The organism is Cellulosilyticum sp. WCF-2 (assembly GCF_003990395.1).
Taxonomy (GTDB): domain Bacteria; phylum Bacillota; class Clostridia; order Lachnospirales; family Cellulosilyticaceae; genus Cellulosilyticum; species Cellulosilyticum lentocellum.
The window spans coordinates 3564193-3579159 of sequence record NZ_CP034675.1 but is presented as its reverse complement, the minus strand read 5'-3'; the positions used below and the strand labels follow the sequence as shown (position 1 = coordinate 3579159).

The window sequence follows — 14967 nt, the reverse complement described above, 5'->3', positions numbered from 1 at the left end:
GATGAAACAAGATGGCAAATGGAGCGGTTTTAGGAAACTTGTTTTGGTTGATCGAATTAAAGAGTGTGAGGATATTACTTCTTTTTACTTTAAAGCAGAAGATGGTGGCAAACTTGTCAAACATGAAGCAGGGCAATATCTTCCTTTTAAAATAGTAACAGAGGAAGCAGCTTATAAAGATGTGCTGAGAACCTATAGTTTATCCATCATTCCTAATGACGAGCTTTATCGTATCAGTGTTAAAAAAATACCAGGGGGGTTAATAAGTACTTATCTTCATGAAAGATTACAGATAGGAGATTGTATTGAAGCCATGATTCCTATGGGGTTATTTACTTTAAAAGAAGAGAGAGCAGAAGCACCTATTACCCTCATATCAGGTGGGATAGGCATCACTCCACTATTATCCATGCTTTATCAAGCAGCTGATACTAGAAAATCAGTTCATTTTATTCAAGCCGTGCAAAACTCAAAGCTTCATCCATTTAAAACAGATATTCACATGATTGCAGAACTAAAGGGCTTCAGAAATACGGTTTTTTATTCTAATCCTCTAGCAGAAGATGAAAAAGGAAGGGACTATGATGAAATAGGCTTTGTTACTAAAGAATGGTTAAGTACAGAAGCCAATTTAGAAAGTACTTTTTATCTTTGTGGGCCACCAGTATTTATGAAAGCTTTAGAGGAAAGTTTACTTGGGTTAGGCGTAAGTAAAGATCGCATTTATTATGAATTATTTAGCCAGTAAAAAGGAGCCATGTACGGCTCTTTTTTTGATGAAGGTTTAAAGCATATTTCGTAAATACAAAATTTTTATAAAAAAATAAAAAAATAAAAAAATACTTGACAATAACATTTAAGAAGCCTATATTATAAGTGTAATTAGCACTCAACCAATGAGAGTGCTAACAAAATTATAAAAAGGTTTCTTAAAGGAGGAGTTTATATGTTTGGATTAACACCATTCAATCGTCAAGCAGTTCAAAGGAGCAACAACGGATTTGTAGACTTTTATCATGTAATGGATGACTTTTTTAACAATGATCTTCTCAGCTTAAGGGATTTTAAGTATGACACCTTTAAGGTAGATATTAAAGAAGATGCTAATGGCTATGCTATTGAAGCAGAGATGCCAGGCGTTAAAAAAGAAGACATTGCCATCGACTATCAGAACGATCAACTGATTATAGCCGTACAACGAAAAGAAGAAATGAATGATGAAAAAGATCAATATATCCATCGAGAACGTCGCATGGCTTCTATGCAGCGTGCAATTAGCTTAAAAGATGTTAAAGTAGACGGCATTACAGCTAAATTAGAAGAGGGTATATTAAAGATAAATATTCCAAAAGAAGAAGTACCAAAAGCAAAACGATTAATTGAAATCCAATAAAAGTTAAGACCTAGAGGACTACCGCACCAAGTTGCAGTAGTCTTTTTTTGTTTACTTTCTTGCTTGATTAAGATGACATAAATTCGTATAATAAAAAGTAATCAGTCAAACATAAGAAGGAGGGCGGACATGCAAAAATTAACTTATTCACAAAAGAAAATAGCACACTATCCTATTATAGGACAAAGCATCATTAAAGGGGAAGAACAAGCAGGAAAAACGACTATTGGGATTGCACGTATGCTCTACCTATTAGAAAATATAGGAAAAAAACTCCTTTTTGTTGCAATTAAAAGTGAAGCTTATGAAGTCGCTAAGCAGCAATTAGCTACTGTTAAAAGTATGGAAAATATGAGTTTATTTGAAAGTGATAGCCATTTAAATCAAGGGACAATCTATAGATTAGAAGACTTGTTAGCCCAATTAGCTCAGGAATGTTTTAAAGAAAAGCCATATATTTATATAGAAGAAATACCAGAAATGTTATTGGAAGAAGCCATTCATCAGGTGAAAAAAGAATATCCACGTGTAAAATGCTTAAAAGAAAAGCGTCTCTTAAAAGAAGAAATGAAATGGATGGATGTTAAAGGTTACACTTCATTAGAGGGCTATTTAGATGCAGATCGCGTTGGTTGTGAAATGAAATGGCCTAAAAAAGGAAAAACCAGACAAGCGTTATGGGCACTGAAAACATATATAGAGGTTGAATTAGAAGAACAAGGTAAAATGACGACTAGTCAAAGAGATTTAAGGCTTTTAATAGCACTTAAAGAGGGCAGACTGAAAGGACAGTATGTACATTTGATTGTAGATGATGCCCATTTATTAACCGAGGTACAGTTAGAACTCCTTGGTTTATTAAGAAAAGAGCAAAAAGGAGAGGTTCTTTTCTTGGTAGCTACTAAGCCTGAGTTTTCTAGAATGTTGGGGCTTACGAGAGGAACTAGTTACAAAAAGTTAGGCTATGATATGACCGGAAGAGTAAGGCGCTTAAAAGGAGTGAGACAAAAAGGAAAAGTAAAGGCTAAGAAACAGATTTCTTTAGAACCTACGCCATTAGAAATCTTTATGAGCAATCAGTTAAATAGCCTTCAAGAATCTCATTTACCATGGTATGTGGAAACTTATAAATATATTAATAAATTAACAGGCCTTGAAACCATCTTTAAGCAAGACACAAGTGCAGGAGAGACTTATATTGATGAAGTGAGGCAAGAAGATGTACAAAGCCTACCGATTTATTCTGATATTGCAGCTGGTATGCCTATTGAAGTAGTAGATGATACATGTGGCAGCTTTGAAATACCAGGAGAATTAACAGGACATAAAAAGAATACTTATATGCTGCATGTACAAGGAGATAGTATGATTGGGGCAGGTATTGATGATGGTGACTATGTAGTCATCCAAGCAGGTAGTGTGAGTGACCATGAGATTGCTGCAATTTACTATAATGGAGCCATCACACTCAAGCGAATTGTTCAGGAAGAAAAGCATATTTTATTAGTAAGTGAAAATCCTAAATATCGACCGATTGTGATTGAAGATGGTGAATTTAGAGCTATGGGTAAGCTAATCGGAGTATTAAAAAATTTGTAAGATGACGCTATTATTTTCCTGTGCTATACTAATAAAAAAGTAATAGGAGGAAATGATGAATTACTTAAAAAAGATTAAATATAATTCCCCCGTCATCTTAAGTTTTACGCTTCTTTCTCTTTTTGCAGTTATATTAGGTTACTTAACAGCAGGTTTATCTACACAACTTTTATTTTGTGTTTATAAGAGTTCACCTCTAAATCCACTTTCTTACATACGTTTATTTACACATATTTTAGGACATGCTGATTGGCAGCATTTTTTAAATAACTTTATGCTCATTCTTTTGGTAGGTCCTATGCTAGAAGAAAAGTATGGAAGTAAAAAACTATTAGGGATGATTGTTTTTACGGCTTTTATAACGGGTTTAATCAATATTATTTTTTTTGATACCGCCTTGTTAGGGGCAAGTGGTATTGCTTTTATGTTGATTCTTTTAAGTTCCTTTGCTAATATTAAGCAAGGTGGCATTCCTTTAACACTTATTTTAGTAGCTGTAGCTTATATAGGAAATGAAATCATTAATGGCCTTATCAGTCAAGATAATATTTCACAACTGACTCATATCATAGGAGGTATTTGTGGTTGTGGCTTAGGTTTTGTAATGAATAAAAAGTAAGAAAACACCATCCTCTAGCATTATTGAAGTGCTAGGGAATGGTGTTTTCTTACTTTTTTACTTTTATTACACCCTATAAGTATCTTGTAACATAGCGTGTTACAAACTGAAGTACAGCCGTTAAGCTAAAGCTATAAGCCATTAAGGCTGCTGGTTTACCCAATAGAATAATGGTAGTAAACTTCTTATAAGTCATTTTAGTAAGGCCTGCTAGCATACATAAAAAGTCATCTGGTGCTACTGGAAAGAAGATGGCTAGGGCGAAAAGCTTGTCAAAGCGCTCTCTTTCACTGAGCCAACCAATGTATTTTTCGTAGAGCTTTTCTGAGACCATACTGCGGATGAAGGTTTGACCATAAGAGCGGGCTAAGGCAAAGTTAATAATGGAACCAATAACAATACCTATGTAGTTATAGAGGAAACCTTCTAAAGGTCCAAAAATCACAACACCTGCCACGCAAGTAATACCTCCAGGAATAATAGGTACAACTACTTGTACGATTTGAATTCCTATAAATAAAAGAGGTCCCCAAATACCTGCTTCTTTAACAGCTGCTTGAAGTCTATCAGTAGAAGTAAAGATGCCTTTTTGATAGCCATAAATAATAGCTAGAATAGTAGCAACGATGCCTAGAACGGATATAAGCCGAAGCACTTTTTTAGATATAATTTTTTCATTCATACGATAACTCTCTCTATTTTTTCTTTTTTTATTATTATAAATATATTATAACCAAAAAATATTAAATTGAATATCATGAAAGTATTAAGATTTGTTAAGAAATGGTACATAAAAAGCTATAGCTTTTCTAAGAAATCAGTTACTTAAACGAGATGACTTAGAAAAAGCTATAGCTTTTAATTGGTAATAGGAGATGATGTGAATATCAATTATTTTTATAAAATAGTTGCCTCAGTTCCCCTGATTTCAGCAGCTGTTTTAATTTTATGGTTCTTAAAGATAAAGTAGCCGATGTAACCACTAAGTACACTTACAGCAATACATCCAGCAGCAGCAATTAAAACTTGCATTGGAGGATTATAAGCGAACATAACGGCAAAACCAGCAATAGGTGTTGCTGTGCCTGGTGTCATATTAGTAAGTCCCATAAGCGCTACGATAATACCACTCATTGCCCCACCAATGAAATTAGTTGCATAAACTGGAATAGGGTTAGCACTGATAAGATCGGCCTGAGTAAGCGGCTCAATAGCTACAGCAATCGTATCTTTCTTTGTTCCAAATTTCATTTTTTTGAAGAAGATAAAGTTCATGAAAGAAGAACCGAATACGGCTAACGCACCGATGGCCATTGGAATACCTGTAAGACCAAGCATTGCTGTAAGGGCCATAGAGCTAAGTGGTGCAGTAGCAACAACTGTTAAGATACCCCCTAAGATAATACCCATGATGATTGGGCTAGCATTTGCTGATGAAAGGAGGACATCACCAATTTTTAATAAAGTACTATCCACAATAGGTGTCATGCCTGTAGCAATTAAACGTGAAAGAGGTGCTGCAATCACAATAATTACAATAAGGTCTAAACCTGCTGGTACTTTTTTCTCAAGGAATTTAACCACATAAGAAATAAGGTAACCTGCCACGAAGCCTGGTAAAATACCAAAGCCTGAGCAAGCAAGTCCAGTAAGAACAGCGTAAACAGGTGATACACCTAAAGCAAGTGGTACTAAAATACCAGCTGCAACACCACCAAGACTACCATTAGCAGCCCCTACGCCTTGTAAAAATTCTATATTTAATACACCACCGAAGAATGCATCATGGAAAGCTTCGACTAAGAAGCTTGCACAAGCTGCATTTGCAAGAGCACCCATAGCTTTCATACCATTTGGCGCCTTATAGCTAAATAAAGTAAAGAGTCCTAATACTGCGAGTAATAGAGCTGTTCCGATTAAGATATCCATTAATTATGCCTCCGCTTAGTTGTCAGTTTTTATCAGTTATTTTAGTTATCGGTTTTTCCAAATACTTTTTCTTTAAGGGCTTTACCTGTTGGTGTAATAGCTACACCACCTAGAGCGGTTTCCCTTAATTCTTCAGGAAGTCCAAGACCTACCTTATACATTGCTGATAGCGCATCATCAAAAGGAATTTTTGAATTAACACCAGCCATGACCATGTCTGCAGTTGAAAGGGCATTGATGGCACCTGATACATTTCTTTTAGCACATGGAATTTCCACTAGGCCAGCAACTGGATCACAAACAAGACCGAGTACATTTTTAAAAATGATGGCAGCTGCATCTAAGCTCATTTCAGGTGTGCCACCCATCATTTCTACAACTGCGCCTGCAGCCATAGCAGCAGCAGAACCACATTCAGCTTGACAACCGCCTTCAGCACCAGCGAAAGTTGCATTCATACCGATAATCATACCAATGGCAGAAGCGGCAAATAAACCTTGAATCATTTCTTCATCACTTTGTCCAAGCTGCTCGCCAGCAGTTAAAATAACAGCGGGAAGAATGCCACATGAACCAGCAGTAGGACAAGCTACAATCTTACCCATAGAACCATTCACTTCCGAAGAAGAAATAGCCATAGCCATGGCTTTAATAATGCCATTACCCATCAAAGATTTCCCTGAGTTAAGGTATTGTTGTAAGCGATAAGCATCACCACCAATAAGACCACTTAAAGAATACACTTCTTTTTCACGACCTAGTGTAGCACCTTCTCTCATAACAGCTAAAGTAGCACCCATTTGAGTCATTAAAGTTTCTCTAGAGACTTCTTTGCTTTCCATTTCTGTACGAATCGCATATTCGCTTAAAGTGATTTGTCCTTCTTTACAGATTTCGATAAGTTCTTTTCCTGATTTAGCAATTCTCATTATGAAACACCTCCTAGCTGATTAATGACAATAACGCGGTTAATACCATCTACATTTTTAATTTCAGAAATAATATCTTCCGGAATGCTATGATCTACTTCGAAAGTCATAGTAGCTCCTTTACCTTTTTGACTTCTCACTAGTTTCATAAAAGCAATATTAATTTGTTTCTCATAAAACAAGCCAGAGATTTTAGCAACTGTACCAGGAATATCATTGTGGCAAGTGATAACTGTTGGGTATTCCCCTGTGATTTGAACTTTATTACCATTGATTTCGTGGATTTCTACAAGCCCACCACCAATAGATGAACCAAGAACTTCCCAGTGAATGCCTTCCCCATCTGTTATAAGGAATTTAACTGTATTCGGGTGAACTTGTCCTAAATCCGTTGGTGTAAAAGTAATTTTAATGCCTGCTTCCTTTGCGAGAGTGAGTGAATCTCTAAGGCGAGCATCATCAGGATTCATGCCTAAGATTCCTGCAACAAGTGCACGGTCTGTACCGTGTCCTTTATAAGTTTGGCTAAAAGAGCCGTGAAGTAAAAAGTTGACCTCTTTAATAGGTTTATTAACGATAGTTCTAGCAATCTTTCCAAGTCTAGCTGCTCCTGCTGTATGCGATGAGGAGGGACCAATCATAATAGGGCCTAAGACGTCAAATACTCCAATGTTTGCCATGTACAACATCCCTTCTGTGTGGTGATTTTTTTAGACTAAAATACTTGAGATAGTTAATAGATAGAATAAGAAATGATAAAAAAATAACGAAGTAATTATTCGAAATATTAACTACTCGAGTATGTCACAAATTGTAATTAGTTGTAACTATTTACAATAAAATTATAAAACATAACATACAGTTTGTATAGTTTTTCAAGTACATTCCAATAATTACCAGGTATATATGAAAGGTAAATGAATAAAATAAAAAGTTACATATAGAAAATTGGTGAAACAGAAAAAGGATATGAAAAGAGTTGTTATTTTTTTAGCAAGTCATAGACATTGAGAAATCCATTCTATTGTTTCAAATAAAAAAGCAAAAGCATGGTCTTTATCAAGAGGAGATGCTTTTGCTTATTAGGAAAAAGTTAATAAAAATAAGTGATGGAATATCAAATGATTATTTTGATTCCCAGGCAATCAAGGCATAAGTTTTGCCAGTTTTTTGTTTGAAAAGTGCTTCTGCCTCTTTAATGGCTATAAGTTCTTCTTCAGATAAATTAGCAATAGAATAGTTAGTCATTATGATACCTCCTTTATTTCTAGTATTACTATTTCCTAGATTAATAAAGTTATGCATCAATATGTTCTAAAATCCCTGATAAGTAAGCAATGACAACACCATAGTTAGAAATAGGAATATTTAGGGCTTTGGCCTGGGCTACGCGTGAAAGCACATATTTTCTGTTAAACATACAGCCGCCGCAGTGAATGATGAGGTCGTAGCCTTCAAGTTTAGAAGGAAAATGAGGACCGCTAGTAATATCAATAGTAAGGCCGGAGCCTATTTTCTGCCTTAGTAAGCGAGGAAGCTTTTCCCTGCCAATGTCTTCACTTAAAGGCGCGTGTGTACAAGCTTCAGCTATAAGTACTTTAGAGTTCTCTGTTAGAGTATCAATCGCATAGGCACCTTTTTTAAAAGCTTGTAAGTCACCTTTATAACCAGCGAATAAAACAGAAAAAGAAGTTAATTTACTGCTACTTGGTTTTTGATCGTAAACAGTTTTAAAGACCTGAGAGTCTGTAATAATTAAATCAGGTGCTTTAGCTAATACCTTTAAAGTAGCAGCTAGTTGGTCAGTGGTACAACTCATGACTAAACACTTTTTATCTAGTAGATCACGAAGCGTTTGTACTTGAGGAAGAATGAGTCTGCCTTTAGGGGCTTGAATATCTTGAGGCATTACAAGTAAAACTAAATCACCAGGAGCGGCTAGAGGTCCTGTAATACTTTTAACTTCATAGTCTTCTGGTAAGAGACGAATGATAGCCGTTCGAATGGCATCGATGCCTTCTTTATTTTTAGCACTGACTAAAATGGGGGAGATGCCACAAGTAGCTTCTATCTGAGCAGCAAGACTATCCCTATTTTCTAACGTATCTACTTTATTAATAATAGGGATAAAAGGCGTATCTTGCGCTTTAAAGTGCTGAAGCCATTTTAGTTCTTCTGCTAAATCAGAATCGGTAAAAACAATAAGGGCAATATCTGTCTTTTGTGTAGCTTCTTTAGTCTTTTCAACACGCAATTTGCCCAAGGAACCAATATCATCAAAGCCAGCCGTATCAATAAATACACAAGGACCTATACCATAAATTTCCATAGATTTATAAACAGGGTCAGTGGTAGTACCTGCTTCTTCAGAAACTAAAGCAATTTCTTGACCAGTTAAAGCATTAATAAGAGAAGACTTACCACTATTTCTTTTACCATATAAGCCAATGTGAAGACGATTAGCTCTCGGAGTATCCATCAAACTCATATCTACACTTCCTTTCTTGAAATAGGTGATTTATTATAGCTACTCAAGTTTAAAATGAAAACTATTTCAAAATGCATGATTAAAATCTAAAATCCCTAGCTCCACCTTGAATAGCTTTTAATTGACTAACTGCTTTTTCTAGAACTTTTGGATTGGTAATGGTTTTAAGTTCTCTTTCAACGATAGAGGTTGCAGCTGCCTTAGTTGTAGGAGAAGCATAATCTTCTAGATATTCTTGCAATGTCATAAGAGCATTAGGTCCGCAGCAGTTAGCAATTTGCCCAGATTTAACAAGACTCATAAAACGATCTCCTGTACGGCCTTCTCTGTAGCAAGCTGTGCAAAAGCTTGGAATATAGCCAAGCTCTAAGAGCCAACCTACAATTTCATCCAATGTGCGAGTATCACTTAATTCAAATTGAGCAGAGTTTTCTTCTTCCTTTTCAGGAGTGACATAGCCACCTACACTGGTGCTAGAACCACCACTAATTTGAGAAATTCCTAATTCTAATACACGCTTTCTAGTTTTAGGGGATTCTCTAGTAGAAATAATCATGCCTGTATAAGGCACAGCAATACGAATAACTGCCACAATTTTAGCAAAGATGTCATCAGAAATAGCATTGGTGAATTCATCAGGGTTAATATCATCTGCAGGACAAATACGAGGAACACTAATGGTATGTGGACCTACACCATGCACTGCTTCTAAATGTTCCGCATGCATAAGTAGGCCTACAAAATCATAACGATACTTATTAAGACCAAATAAAACACCAAGTCCTACATCATCAATGCCGCCAGCCATAGCTCTGTCCATGGCTTCTGTATGATAAGCATAGTCGTGCTTAGGACCAGTAGGATGAAGTGCTTCATAATTCTTTTTGTGATAAGTTTCTTGAAAAAGAATATAAGTACCAATACCTGCTTCTTTTAATTTATGGTAGTTTTCTATGGTGGTGGCAGCAATATTGACATTGACACGTCTAATAGCACCATTTTTATGCTTAATGCTATAAATGGTTTTGATGCTTTCTAAGATGTAATCTAGTGGATTGTTGGCAGGGTCTTCACCTGCTTCTAGTGCAAGACGTTTATGTCCCATGTCCTGAAGGGCAATGACTTCAGCTCTGATTTCTTCTTGTGTCAATTTTTTTCTAGTAATATGTTTGTTTTTATGATGATAAGGACAGTAGGTGCAGCCGTTGACACAGTAATTAGATAGGTAAAGTGGGGCAAACATAACAATACGATTACCATAAAAACGTTGTTTAATTTGTTTAGCTAAAGCTTCAATTTCTTTGTTTTCCTCTTCTAGCTCACAAGCTAAAAGGAGTGCGGCTTCACGGTGATTTAAGCCTTTACAGTCTTTAGCTTTTTCAATGATGCTACTAATAAGGATTTTATTAGTTTTGTTAGCATCTGCATAAGCTAAGGTTTCTAGAATTTCTTCATCATTAATGAATTCAGTTGCAGTCATAGATTTGGGATTATACATATTAACGCTCCTTTATAAAGGAGAGAAGTCACCACGATTGACAGCTAGGCTATAGCCGATTTGTTTTAAACGATTATTAAGACAAGCCCAACACTCAGCAGCTTCTTCCCCTGTACATATTTTATTATTATACAAACTATATTTCTTACGAACGCCAACCGGAGAAAGGTTAGGCATGACAACATTAGCGCCGGCTAAAATGCCTTTTTCACGGCCTTGAGGATCAATGGTGCCCAGGGCTGTAGTAGCTGGGATTAATCCATTGGGTAGGATGAGTCTAAGAAGGCCAATTAAAAATAAAGTAAGTGACAGGGTGCCTGCAGAGTGGTCTTTAAAGGGGGTAGCTTGATGTGGAATAAAAGGGCCAATGCCTACCATATGGGGTTTAAAGTCTTGGATGAAAAGTAAGTCTTCACATAGCGTATCAAAGGTTTGATAAGGTGAACCTACCATAAATCCGGTACCCACTTGGTAACCAATAGCTTTTAGGTCATAAAGACATTGTTTCCTTTGCTCTAGACTTTGAGAAGCAGGGTGAAGTTGGCTATAATGAGCAAGATTAGCTGTTTCATGACGAAGTAGGTAACGATCAGCACCAGCTTTGAAAAAGCGTTCATAGCTTAAGCGGCTTTTCTCACCAATAGAAAGTGTAATGGCGCAGTTAGGATGTTGACTTTTGATAGCTGTTAAAATATCACAAATGGTATCATCTTGAAAGTGACCATCTTCACCACCTTGTAAAACAAAGGTACGAAAGCCTAAGTGATAACCTATTTCAGTGCAAGATAAAATGTCTTCTAAAGTAAGTCTGTAGCGCTCAGCCTCAGTATTACTCCGTCGAATGCCACAATAGTAACAATCTTGCTTGCAGTAGTTAGTAAATTCAATAAGGCCTCGGGTATAAATTTGATGGCCAAAAAGATGAGTAGCGGTTTGCCTTGCTTTTTCAAAGAGATAAGAAGAAAGGTCTTCATCTTGGTGGTGTGTAAGTAAGAGAAGGTAGTCTGCTTTACTTAAACGATGCTCTTTGGCAAGGATATCAATAAGGGCCTTCATGACTTAATCCTGCATTTCTAGAGGTTCATTTATTTTTGAATACACGGTCTTCACGTTGACATGAGGAATCATCCCCAATTTTCCTGACAAAGCACTAATCACGCTATTAGGAGCATCTATAATGACACTAATCACAGAAACGTTTTTAGGTTTATAGGGCACACCCATTCGGCCTACAATATGTTCACCATACTCATGTAAAATGCCATTGATTTTTTCTACGGAATCTTTATTTTCTACTATGATTCCAATTAAAGCAATTCTTGTTTCCATTTCTCATATCCTTTCCTTATTAAAATGAAATAAAAAAATTGAAAAGATGTGGATTGAACCTCTCAGCAAAACACAAAATAGAGGTTATAAAAGCGAAAAATCCCTAGGCCAAGAGGCCTAGGGATAGCAAAAGAAGAAGTAGTACCTATAAAGGCCTTGCTCCTATAAAGTCTCCATATGCTCCGCCTTACCACTTGGGACGAACCCTTGTGCAATCAGTACGATAATTAAAATAAGAGGTTCGATACTAGAACAAATCTTAGTAACTCACCTGTATTTATTTTAACATAATAGAAAATAATATTAAATATGTTTTGAAAATTTTAATGATTACTTCATCATATTATACTACTTCAGCCTCATAAACTAATAAGAGGGCTATTTATAAAAATGGAGGAGGCAGTATGGAAGAAAATAAATTAACAACGAGTGTATCCATACCAGTTACAAGTGATCAAGCAGCTATAAGTACGGGAAAAAAAGTAGGCTTTGATTTACTGGCAGATGCTTATTTGCAGGAAAAACTAGCTCATTTTAATAGGGAGCGTATTCCAGAAAGGGTTGTACATGCTAAAGGTGGAGGAGCTCATGGGTATTTTGAAGTAACCAATGATTTATCTAAGTACACTATGGCAAAGTTTTTAAATCAAGTAGGTAAACGAACGGATATTTTTATACGTTTTTCTACAGTAGGTGGTGAAAAGGGATCTGCTGATACTGCTAGAGATCCTAGAGGTTTCGCTATGAAGTTTTATACTGAGGATGGTAACTATGACTTAGTAGGTAATAATACACCGATTTTCTTTATTAGAGATGGTATTAAATTTCCAGACTTTATTCATACCCAAAAGAGAAATCCACAAACCAATTTAAAGGACCCTAATATGTTTTGGGATTTTCTTTCTTTAACACCAGAATCGTTGCATCAAGTGATGCGGCTTTTTTCTAATCTAGGTACACCTATGGGATTTAGGCATATGGATGGTTTTGGTAGCCATACCTTCATGTGGTACAATGAAAAAGGAGAATATGTTTGGGTAAAATATCATGTGCTTACGAATCAGGGTATCAAAAACTTTACAGCAGCAGAAGCAGAAAAAATAGCAGGTGAGAATCCAGATTATTCCGTTCAAGATTTGTTTAACGCTATTGAAAGAGGAGAATATCCTTCGTGGACTGTATGCGTGCAAATCATGACACCAGAAGAAGCTGCCCATTACCGCGTAGATCCTTTTGACGTAACGAAAACATGGTATGAAGAGGATCATCCACTTATTCCATTAGGTAAGATTGTACTTAATAAAAACCCCATCAATTTTTTTGCAGAAGTAGAGCAAGTAGCTTTTGCACCAGCTCATTTTGTACCAGGTATATGGACTTCACCAGATAAGCTTTTACAAACGAGATTAATGGCTTATGAAGATGCCCATCGTTATCGTTTAGGTGCTAACAATACACAAATTCCTATTAATAAACCAAAAGCTTGTTTATATACTACACAAAGAGATGGTAATATGCAGGTTAATGGCAATATGGGTAATGTACCGAATTATTTTCCTAGTAGTTTTGTTAATGTAGTGGTATCACCTGAAGTAGCACCACCGCCTATTCCTGTATTAGGAGAAATTAAGAGACATGTTATTGAAAGCACAGATGCTGATTTTGTGCAGCCTGGTGAATTTTATAGAGCTATGACCAGTGATGATAAAGCACACTTTATTTATAATGTGACCGACAACTTAAAACATGCAGATCCTGCATTGCAATATCGCCAAACAGCTTTGTTTTATAAAGCAGATCATCAAATGGGGCAGCTTATTGCAGAATGCTTAGGTCTTGATTTTGAAACTATTAAAAAGTTAGCTGATATGACACAAGAAAAGCGTGTTGCAGCAACTATGCCTAAAGGGAAAGTATAGGTTGTATTTTGAAGTGATTTGATATTGACAAATGAAAAGAAATCAAAGATAATTTAGTAGTACTAATCAATACTACTAAACAGGGTAGAATTTAGTGTTCAGTTATGAGTAGTGTACAAATGAGTTAATAACAGCAGGAAACTAAGGAGGTTTGTGATGAGTACGAAAGTAAGAGTAGGTATCGTTGGATATGGAAATGTTGGCCGTGGAGTAGAAGTGGCGCTTGGACAAAATGAGGACATGGAACTTGTTGCAGTATTTACAAGAAGACCAGTAGAAACTGTAAAAATCGCCACACCATCAGCAAAGGTGGTACATATGGATGAACTAGAAGGCTATAAAGGAGCCATTGATGTGATGATTTTATGTGGTGGTTCAGCAACAGATTTACCAGTACAAGGACCAGAAATGGCAAGTATGTTCAATACCATTGATAGTTTTGATACACATGCAAGAATTCCAGAATACCAAGCAGCAGTAGAAAAAGCAGCAAAAGCAGCTGGTAAAACAAGTATCATTTCAGTAGGCTGGGATCCAGGTTTATTCTCAATGATTCGCATGATGTCAGGTGCTATTTTACCAAAAGGTAATGACTATACTTTCTGGGGTAAGGGGGTAAGTCAAGGACACTCAGACGCTATTAGAAGAGTAGAAGGCGTTAAAAACGGTATCCAATATACGATTCCAGTAGATTCAGCTATCGAAGCAGTTAGAAATGGTAATAATCCATCTTTAACAACAAGAGAAAAACATACAAGAGAATGTTTTGTAGTAGCAGAAGAAGGCGCAGATCGTGCACGTATTGAAGCAGATATTAAAAATATGCCAAACTACTTCGCTGATTATGATACAACTGTTCACTTTATTACAGAAGAAGAACTTCGTGCTAATCATAGCAAAATGCCACATGGTGGTTTCGTATTTAGAAGTGGTGTAACAGGTGCTAACGATGAACATAAACAAATCATTGAGTTCTCACTTAAATTAGATAGCAACCCAGAATTTACAGCTGCTGCACTTGTAGCTTATGCAAGAGCTGCTGTTAGAATGAACAAGGAAGGCACATTAGGTGCTAAAACAGTATTTGATGTACCACTTTCTTATCTTTCACCACTTTCATCAGCTGAATTAATTAAGAACTTATTATAATAATACTTATTAAATAAATAGAAAATGAGTAAAAGCTTTTTAGAGGATGGAGTAGCCTTTAAAAGGCTTTTATTTTAGAATGAAAATATAACAGCATAACAATACTAATAATATT

15 protein-coding genes are annotated in these 14967 nt (G+C 36.0%); 6 read left to right on the top strand and 9 right to left on the bottom strand.

Going from position 1 to position 14967, the window contains the following annotated elements; genetic code table 11:
- The first annotated feature begins 1 nt into the window (after position 1).
- The 4 genes from EKH84_RS16155 (at position 2) to EKH84_RS16140 (ending at position 3611) form a co-directional block, all read left to right on the top strand.
- Complete coding sequence (locus EKH84_RS16155) at positions 2-748, top strand: FAD-binding oxidoreductase (RefSeq protein ID WP_127067090.1); 747 nt, start codon at positions 2-4, stop codon at positions 746-748.
- Positions 749-946: 198 nt separating this feature from the next.
- Positions 947-1393, top strand: a complete 447-nt coding sequence (locus tag EKH84_RS16150; RefSeq protein ID WP_127067089.1) for an Hsp20/alpha crystallin family protein — start codon at positions 947-949, stop codon at positions 1391-1393.
- Between the two features lie 129 nt (positions 1394-1522).
- On the top strand, positions 1523-2992 hold the full coding sequence (locus tag EKH84_RS16145; protein ID WP_127067088.1) for a LexA family protein: 1470 nt from the start codon (positions 1523-1525) through the stop codon (positions 2990-2992).
- A 55-nt stretch (positions 2993-3047) separates the two neighbouring features.
- The gene (locus tag EKH84_RS16140; protein ID WP_127067087.1) at positions 3048-3611 is read left to right on the top strand and encodes a rhomboid family intramembrane serine protease; all 564 of its coding nucleotides are present in this window, start codon (positions 3048-3050) and stop codon (positions 3609-3611) included.
- Positions 3612-3684: 73 nt separating this feature from the next.
- On the opposite strand, the gene EKH84_RS16135 is transcribed toward EKH84_RS16140, so the two are convergent.
- The 9 genes from EKH84_RS16135 to EKH84_RS16100 form a co-directional block, all read right to left on the bottom strand.
- Positions 3685-4293: a TVP38/TMEM64 family protein gene (locus EKH84_RS16135; RefSeq protein ID WP_190283362.1), complete on the bottom strand. Its 609-nt coding sequence runs from the start codon at positions 4291-4293 to the stop codon at positions 3685-3687.
- 215 nt (positions 4294-4508) lie between these two features.
- Complete coding sequence (locus EKH84_RS16130; RefSeq protein WP_013657657.1) at positions 4509-5540, bottom strand: PTS sugar transporter subunit IIC; 1032 nt, start codon at positions 5538-5540, stop codon at positions 4509-4511.
- A 41-nt stretch (positions 5541-5581) separates the two neighbouring features.
- Positions 5582-6469 carry an L-serine ammonia-lyase, iron-sulfur-dependent, subunit alpha gene (sdaAA, locus tag EKH84_RS16125; RefSeq protein WP_127067086.1) on the bottom strand — a complete coding sequence of 296 codons (888 nt, stop codon included), beginning with the start codon at positions 6467-6469 and terminating at the stop codon, positions 5582-5584.
- Positions 6469-7149 carry an L-serine ammonia-lyase, iron-sulfur-dependent subunit beta gene (sdaAB, locus tag EKH84_RS16120; protein ID WP_127067085.1) on the bottom strand — a complete coding sequence of 227 codons (681 nt, stop codon included), beginning with the start codon at positions 7147-7149 and terminating at the stop codon, positions 6469-6471. The genes sdaAA and sdaAB overlap by 1 nt, the downstream gene beginning before the upstream one ends.
- 445 nt (positions 7150-7594) lie before the next feature.
- The gene (locus EKH84_RS22655; RefSeq protein ID WP_256372379.1) at positions 7595-7717 is read right to left on the bottom strand and encodes a hypothetical protein; all 123 of its coding nucleotides are present in this window, start codon (positions 7715-7717) and stop codon (positions 7595-7597) included.
- Positions 7718-7766: 49 nt separating this feature from the next.
- Positions 7767-8957, bottom strand: a complete 1191-nt coding sequence (hydF, locus tag EKH84_RS16115; protein ID WP_127067084.1) for a [FeFe] hydrogenase H-cluster maturation GTPase HydF — start codon at positions 8955-8957, stop codon at positions 7767-7769.
- Between the two features lie 79 nt (positions 8958-9036).
- Positions 9037-10455: a [FeFe] hydrogenase H-cluster radical SAM maturase HydG gene (gene hydG / locus EKH84_RS16110; protein ID WP_127067083.1), complete on the bottom strand. Its 1419-nt coding sequence runs from the start codon at positions 10453-10455 to the stop codon at positions 9037-9039.
- Between the two features lie 12 nt (positions 10456-10467).
- Positions 10468-11511 carry a [FeFe] hydrogenase H-cluster radical SAM maturase HydE gene (gene hydE / locus EKH84_RS16105; RefSeq protein ID WP_127067082.1) on the bottom strand — a complete coding sequence of 348 codons (1044 nt, stop codon included), beginning with the start codon at positions 11509-11511 and terminating at the stop codon, positions 10468-10470.
- A gap of 3 nt (positions 11512-11514) precedes the next feature.
- Entirely contained in the window at positions 11515-11784 is a 270-nt protein-coding gene (locus EKH84_RS16100) for a TM1266 family iron-only hydrogenase system putative regulator (RefSeq protein ID WP_013657650.1), read from the bottom strand.
- A 404-nt stretch (positions 11785-12188) separates the two neighbouring features.
- On the opposite strand from EKH84_RS16100, the gene EKH84_RS16095 reads away from it, so the two are divergent.
- Both EKH84_RS16095 and EKH84_RS16090 read left to right on the top strand, forming a co-directional pair.
- Entirely contained in the window at positions 12189-13703 is a 1515-nt protein-coding gene (locus EKH84_RS16095; protein ID WP_127067081.1) for a catalase, read from the top strand.
- Between the two features lie 156 nt (positions 13704-13859).
- Positions 13860-14852: a diaminopimelate dehydrogenase gene (locus EKH84_RS16090; protein WP_013657648.1), complete on the top strand. Its 993-nt coding sequence runs from the start codon at positions 13860-13862 to the stop codon at positions 14850-14852.
- Positions 14853-14967: the final 115 nt, after the last annotated feature.

What these genes read in the sequence shown, in the direction of transcription:
- EKH84_RS16155 (WP_127067090.1), top strand. Translation starts at nt 2, where the DNA reads ATGAAACAAGATGGCAAATGGAGCGGTTTTAGGAAACTTGTTTTGGTT.
- EKH84_RS16150 (WP_127067089.1), top strand. Translation starts at nt 947, where the DNA reads ATGTTTGGATTAACACCATTCAATCGTCAAGCAGTTCAAAGGAGCAAC.
- EKH84_RS16145 (WP_127067088.1), top strand. Translation starts at nt 1,523, where the DNA reads ATGCAAAAATTAACTTATTCACAAAAGAAAATAGCACACTATCCTATT.
- EKH84_RS16140 (WP_127067087.1), top strand. Translation starts at nt 3,048, where the DNA reads ATGAATTACTTAAAAAAGATTAAATATAATTCCCCCGTCATCTTAAGT.
- EKH84_RS16135 (WP_190283362.1), bottom strand. Translation starts at nt 4,293, where the DNA reads ATGAATGAAAAAATTATATCTAAAAAAGTGCTTCGGCTTATATCCGTT.
- EKH84_RS16130 (WP_013657657.1), bottom strand. Translation starts at nt 5,540, where the DNA reads ATGGATATCTTAATCGGAACAGCTCTATTACTCGCAGTATTAGGACTC.
- sdaAA (WP_127067086.1), bottom strand. Translation starts at nt 6,469, where the DNA reads ATGAGAATTGCTAAATCAGGAAAAGAACTTATCGAAATCTGTAAAGAA.
- sdaAB (WP_127067085.1), bottom strand. Translation starts at nt 7,149, where the DNA reads ATGGCAAACATTGGAGTATTTGACGTCTTAGGCCCTATTATGATTGGT.
- EKH84_RS22655 (WP_256372379.1), bottom strand. Translation starts at nt 7,717, where the DNA reads ATGACTAACTATTCTATTGCTAATTTATCTGAAGAAGAACTTATAGCC.
- hydF (WP_127067084.1), bottom strand. Translation starts at nt 8,957, where the DNA reads ATGAGTTTGATGGATACTCCGAGAGCTAATCGTCTTCACATTGGCTTA.
- hydG (WP_127067083.1), bottom strand. Translation starts at nt 10,455, where the DNA reads ATGTATAATCCCAAATCTATGACTGCAACTGAATTCATTAATGATGAA.
- hydE (WP_127067082.1), bottom strand. Translation starts at nt 11,511, where the DNA reads ATGAAGGCCCTTATTGATATCCTTGCCAAAGAGCATCGTTTAAGTAAA.
- EKH84_RS16100 (WP_013657650.1), bottom strand. Translation starts at nt 11,784, where the DNA reads ATGGAAACAAGAATTGCTTTAATTGGAATCATAGTAGAAAATAAAGAT.
- EKH84_RS16095 (WP_127067081.1), top strand. Translation starts at nt 12,189, where the DNA reads ATGGAAGAAAATAAATTAACAACGAGTGTATCCATACCAGTTACAAGT.
- EKH84_RS16090 (WP_013657648.1), top strand. Translation starts at nt 13,860, where the DNA reads ATGAGTACGAAAGTAAGAGTAGGTATCGTTGGATATGGAAATGTTGGC.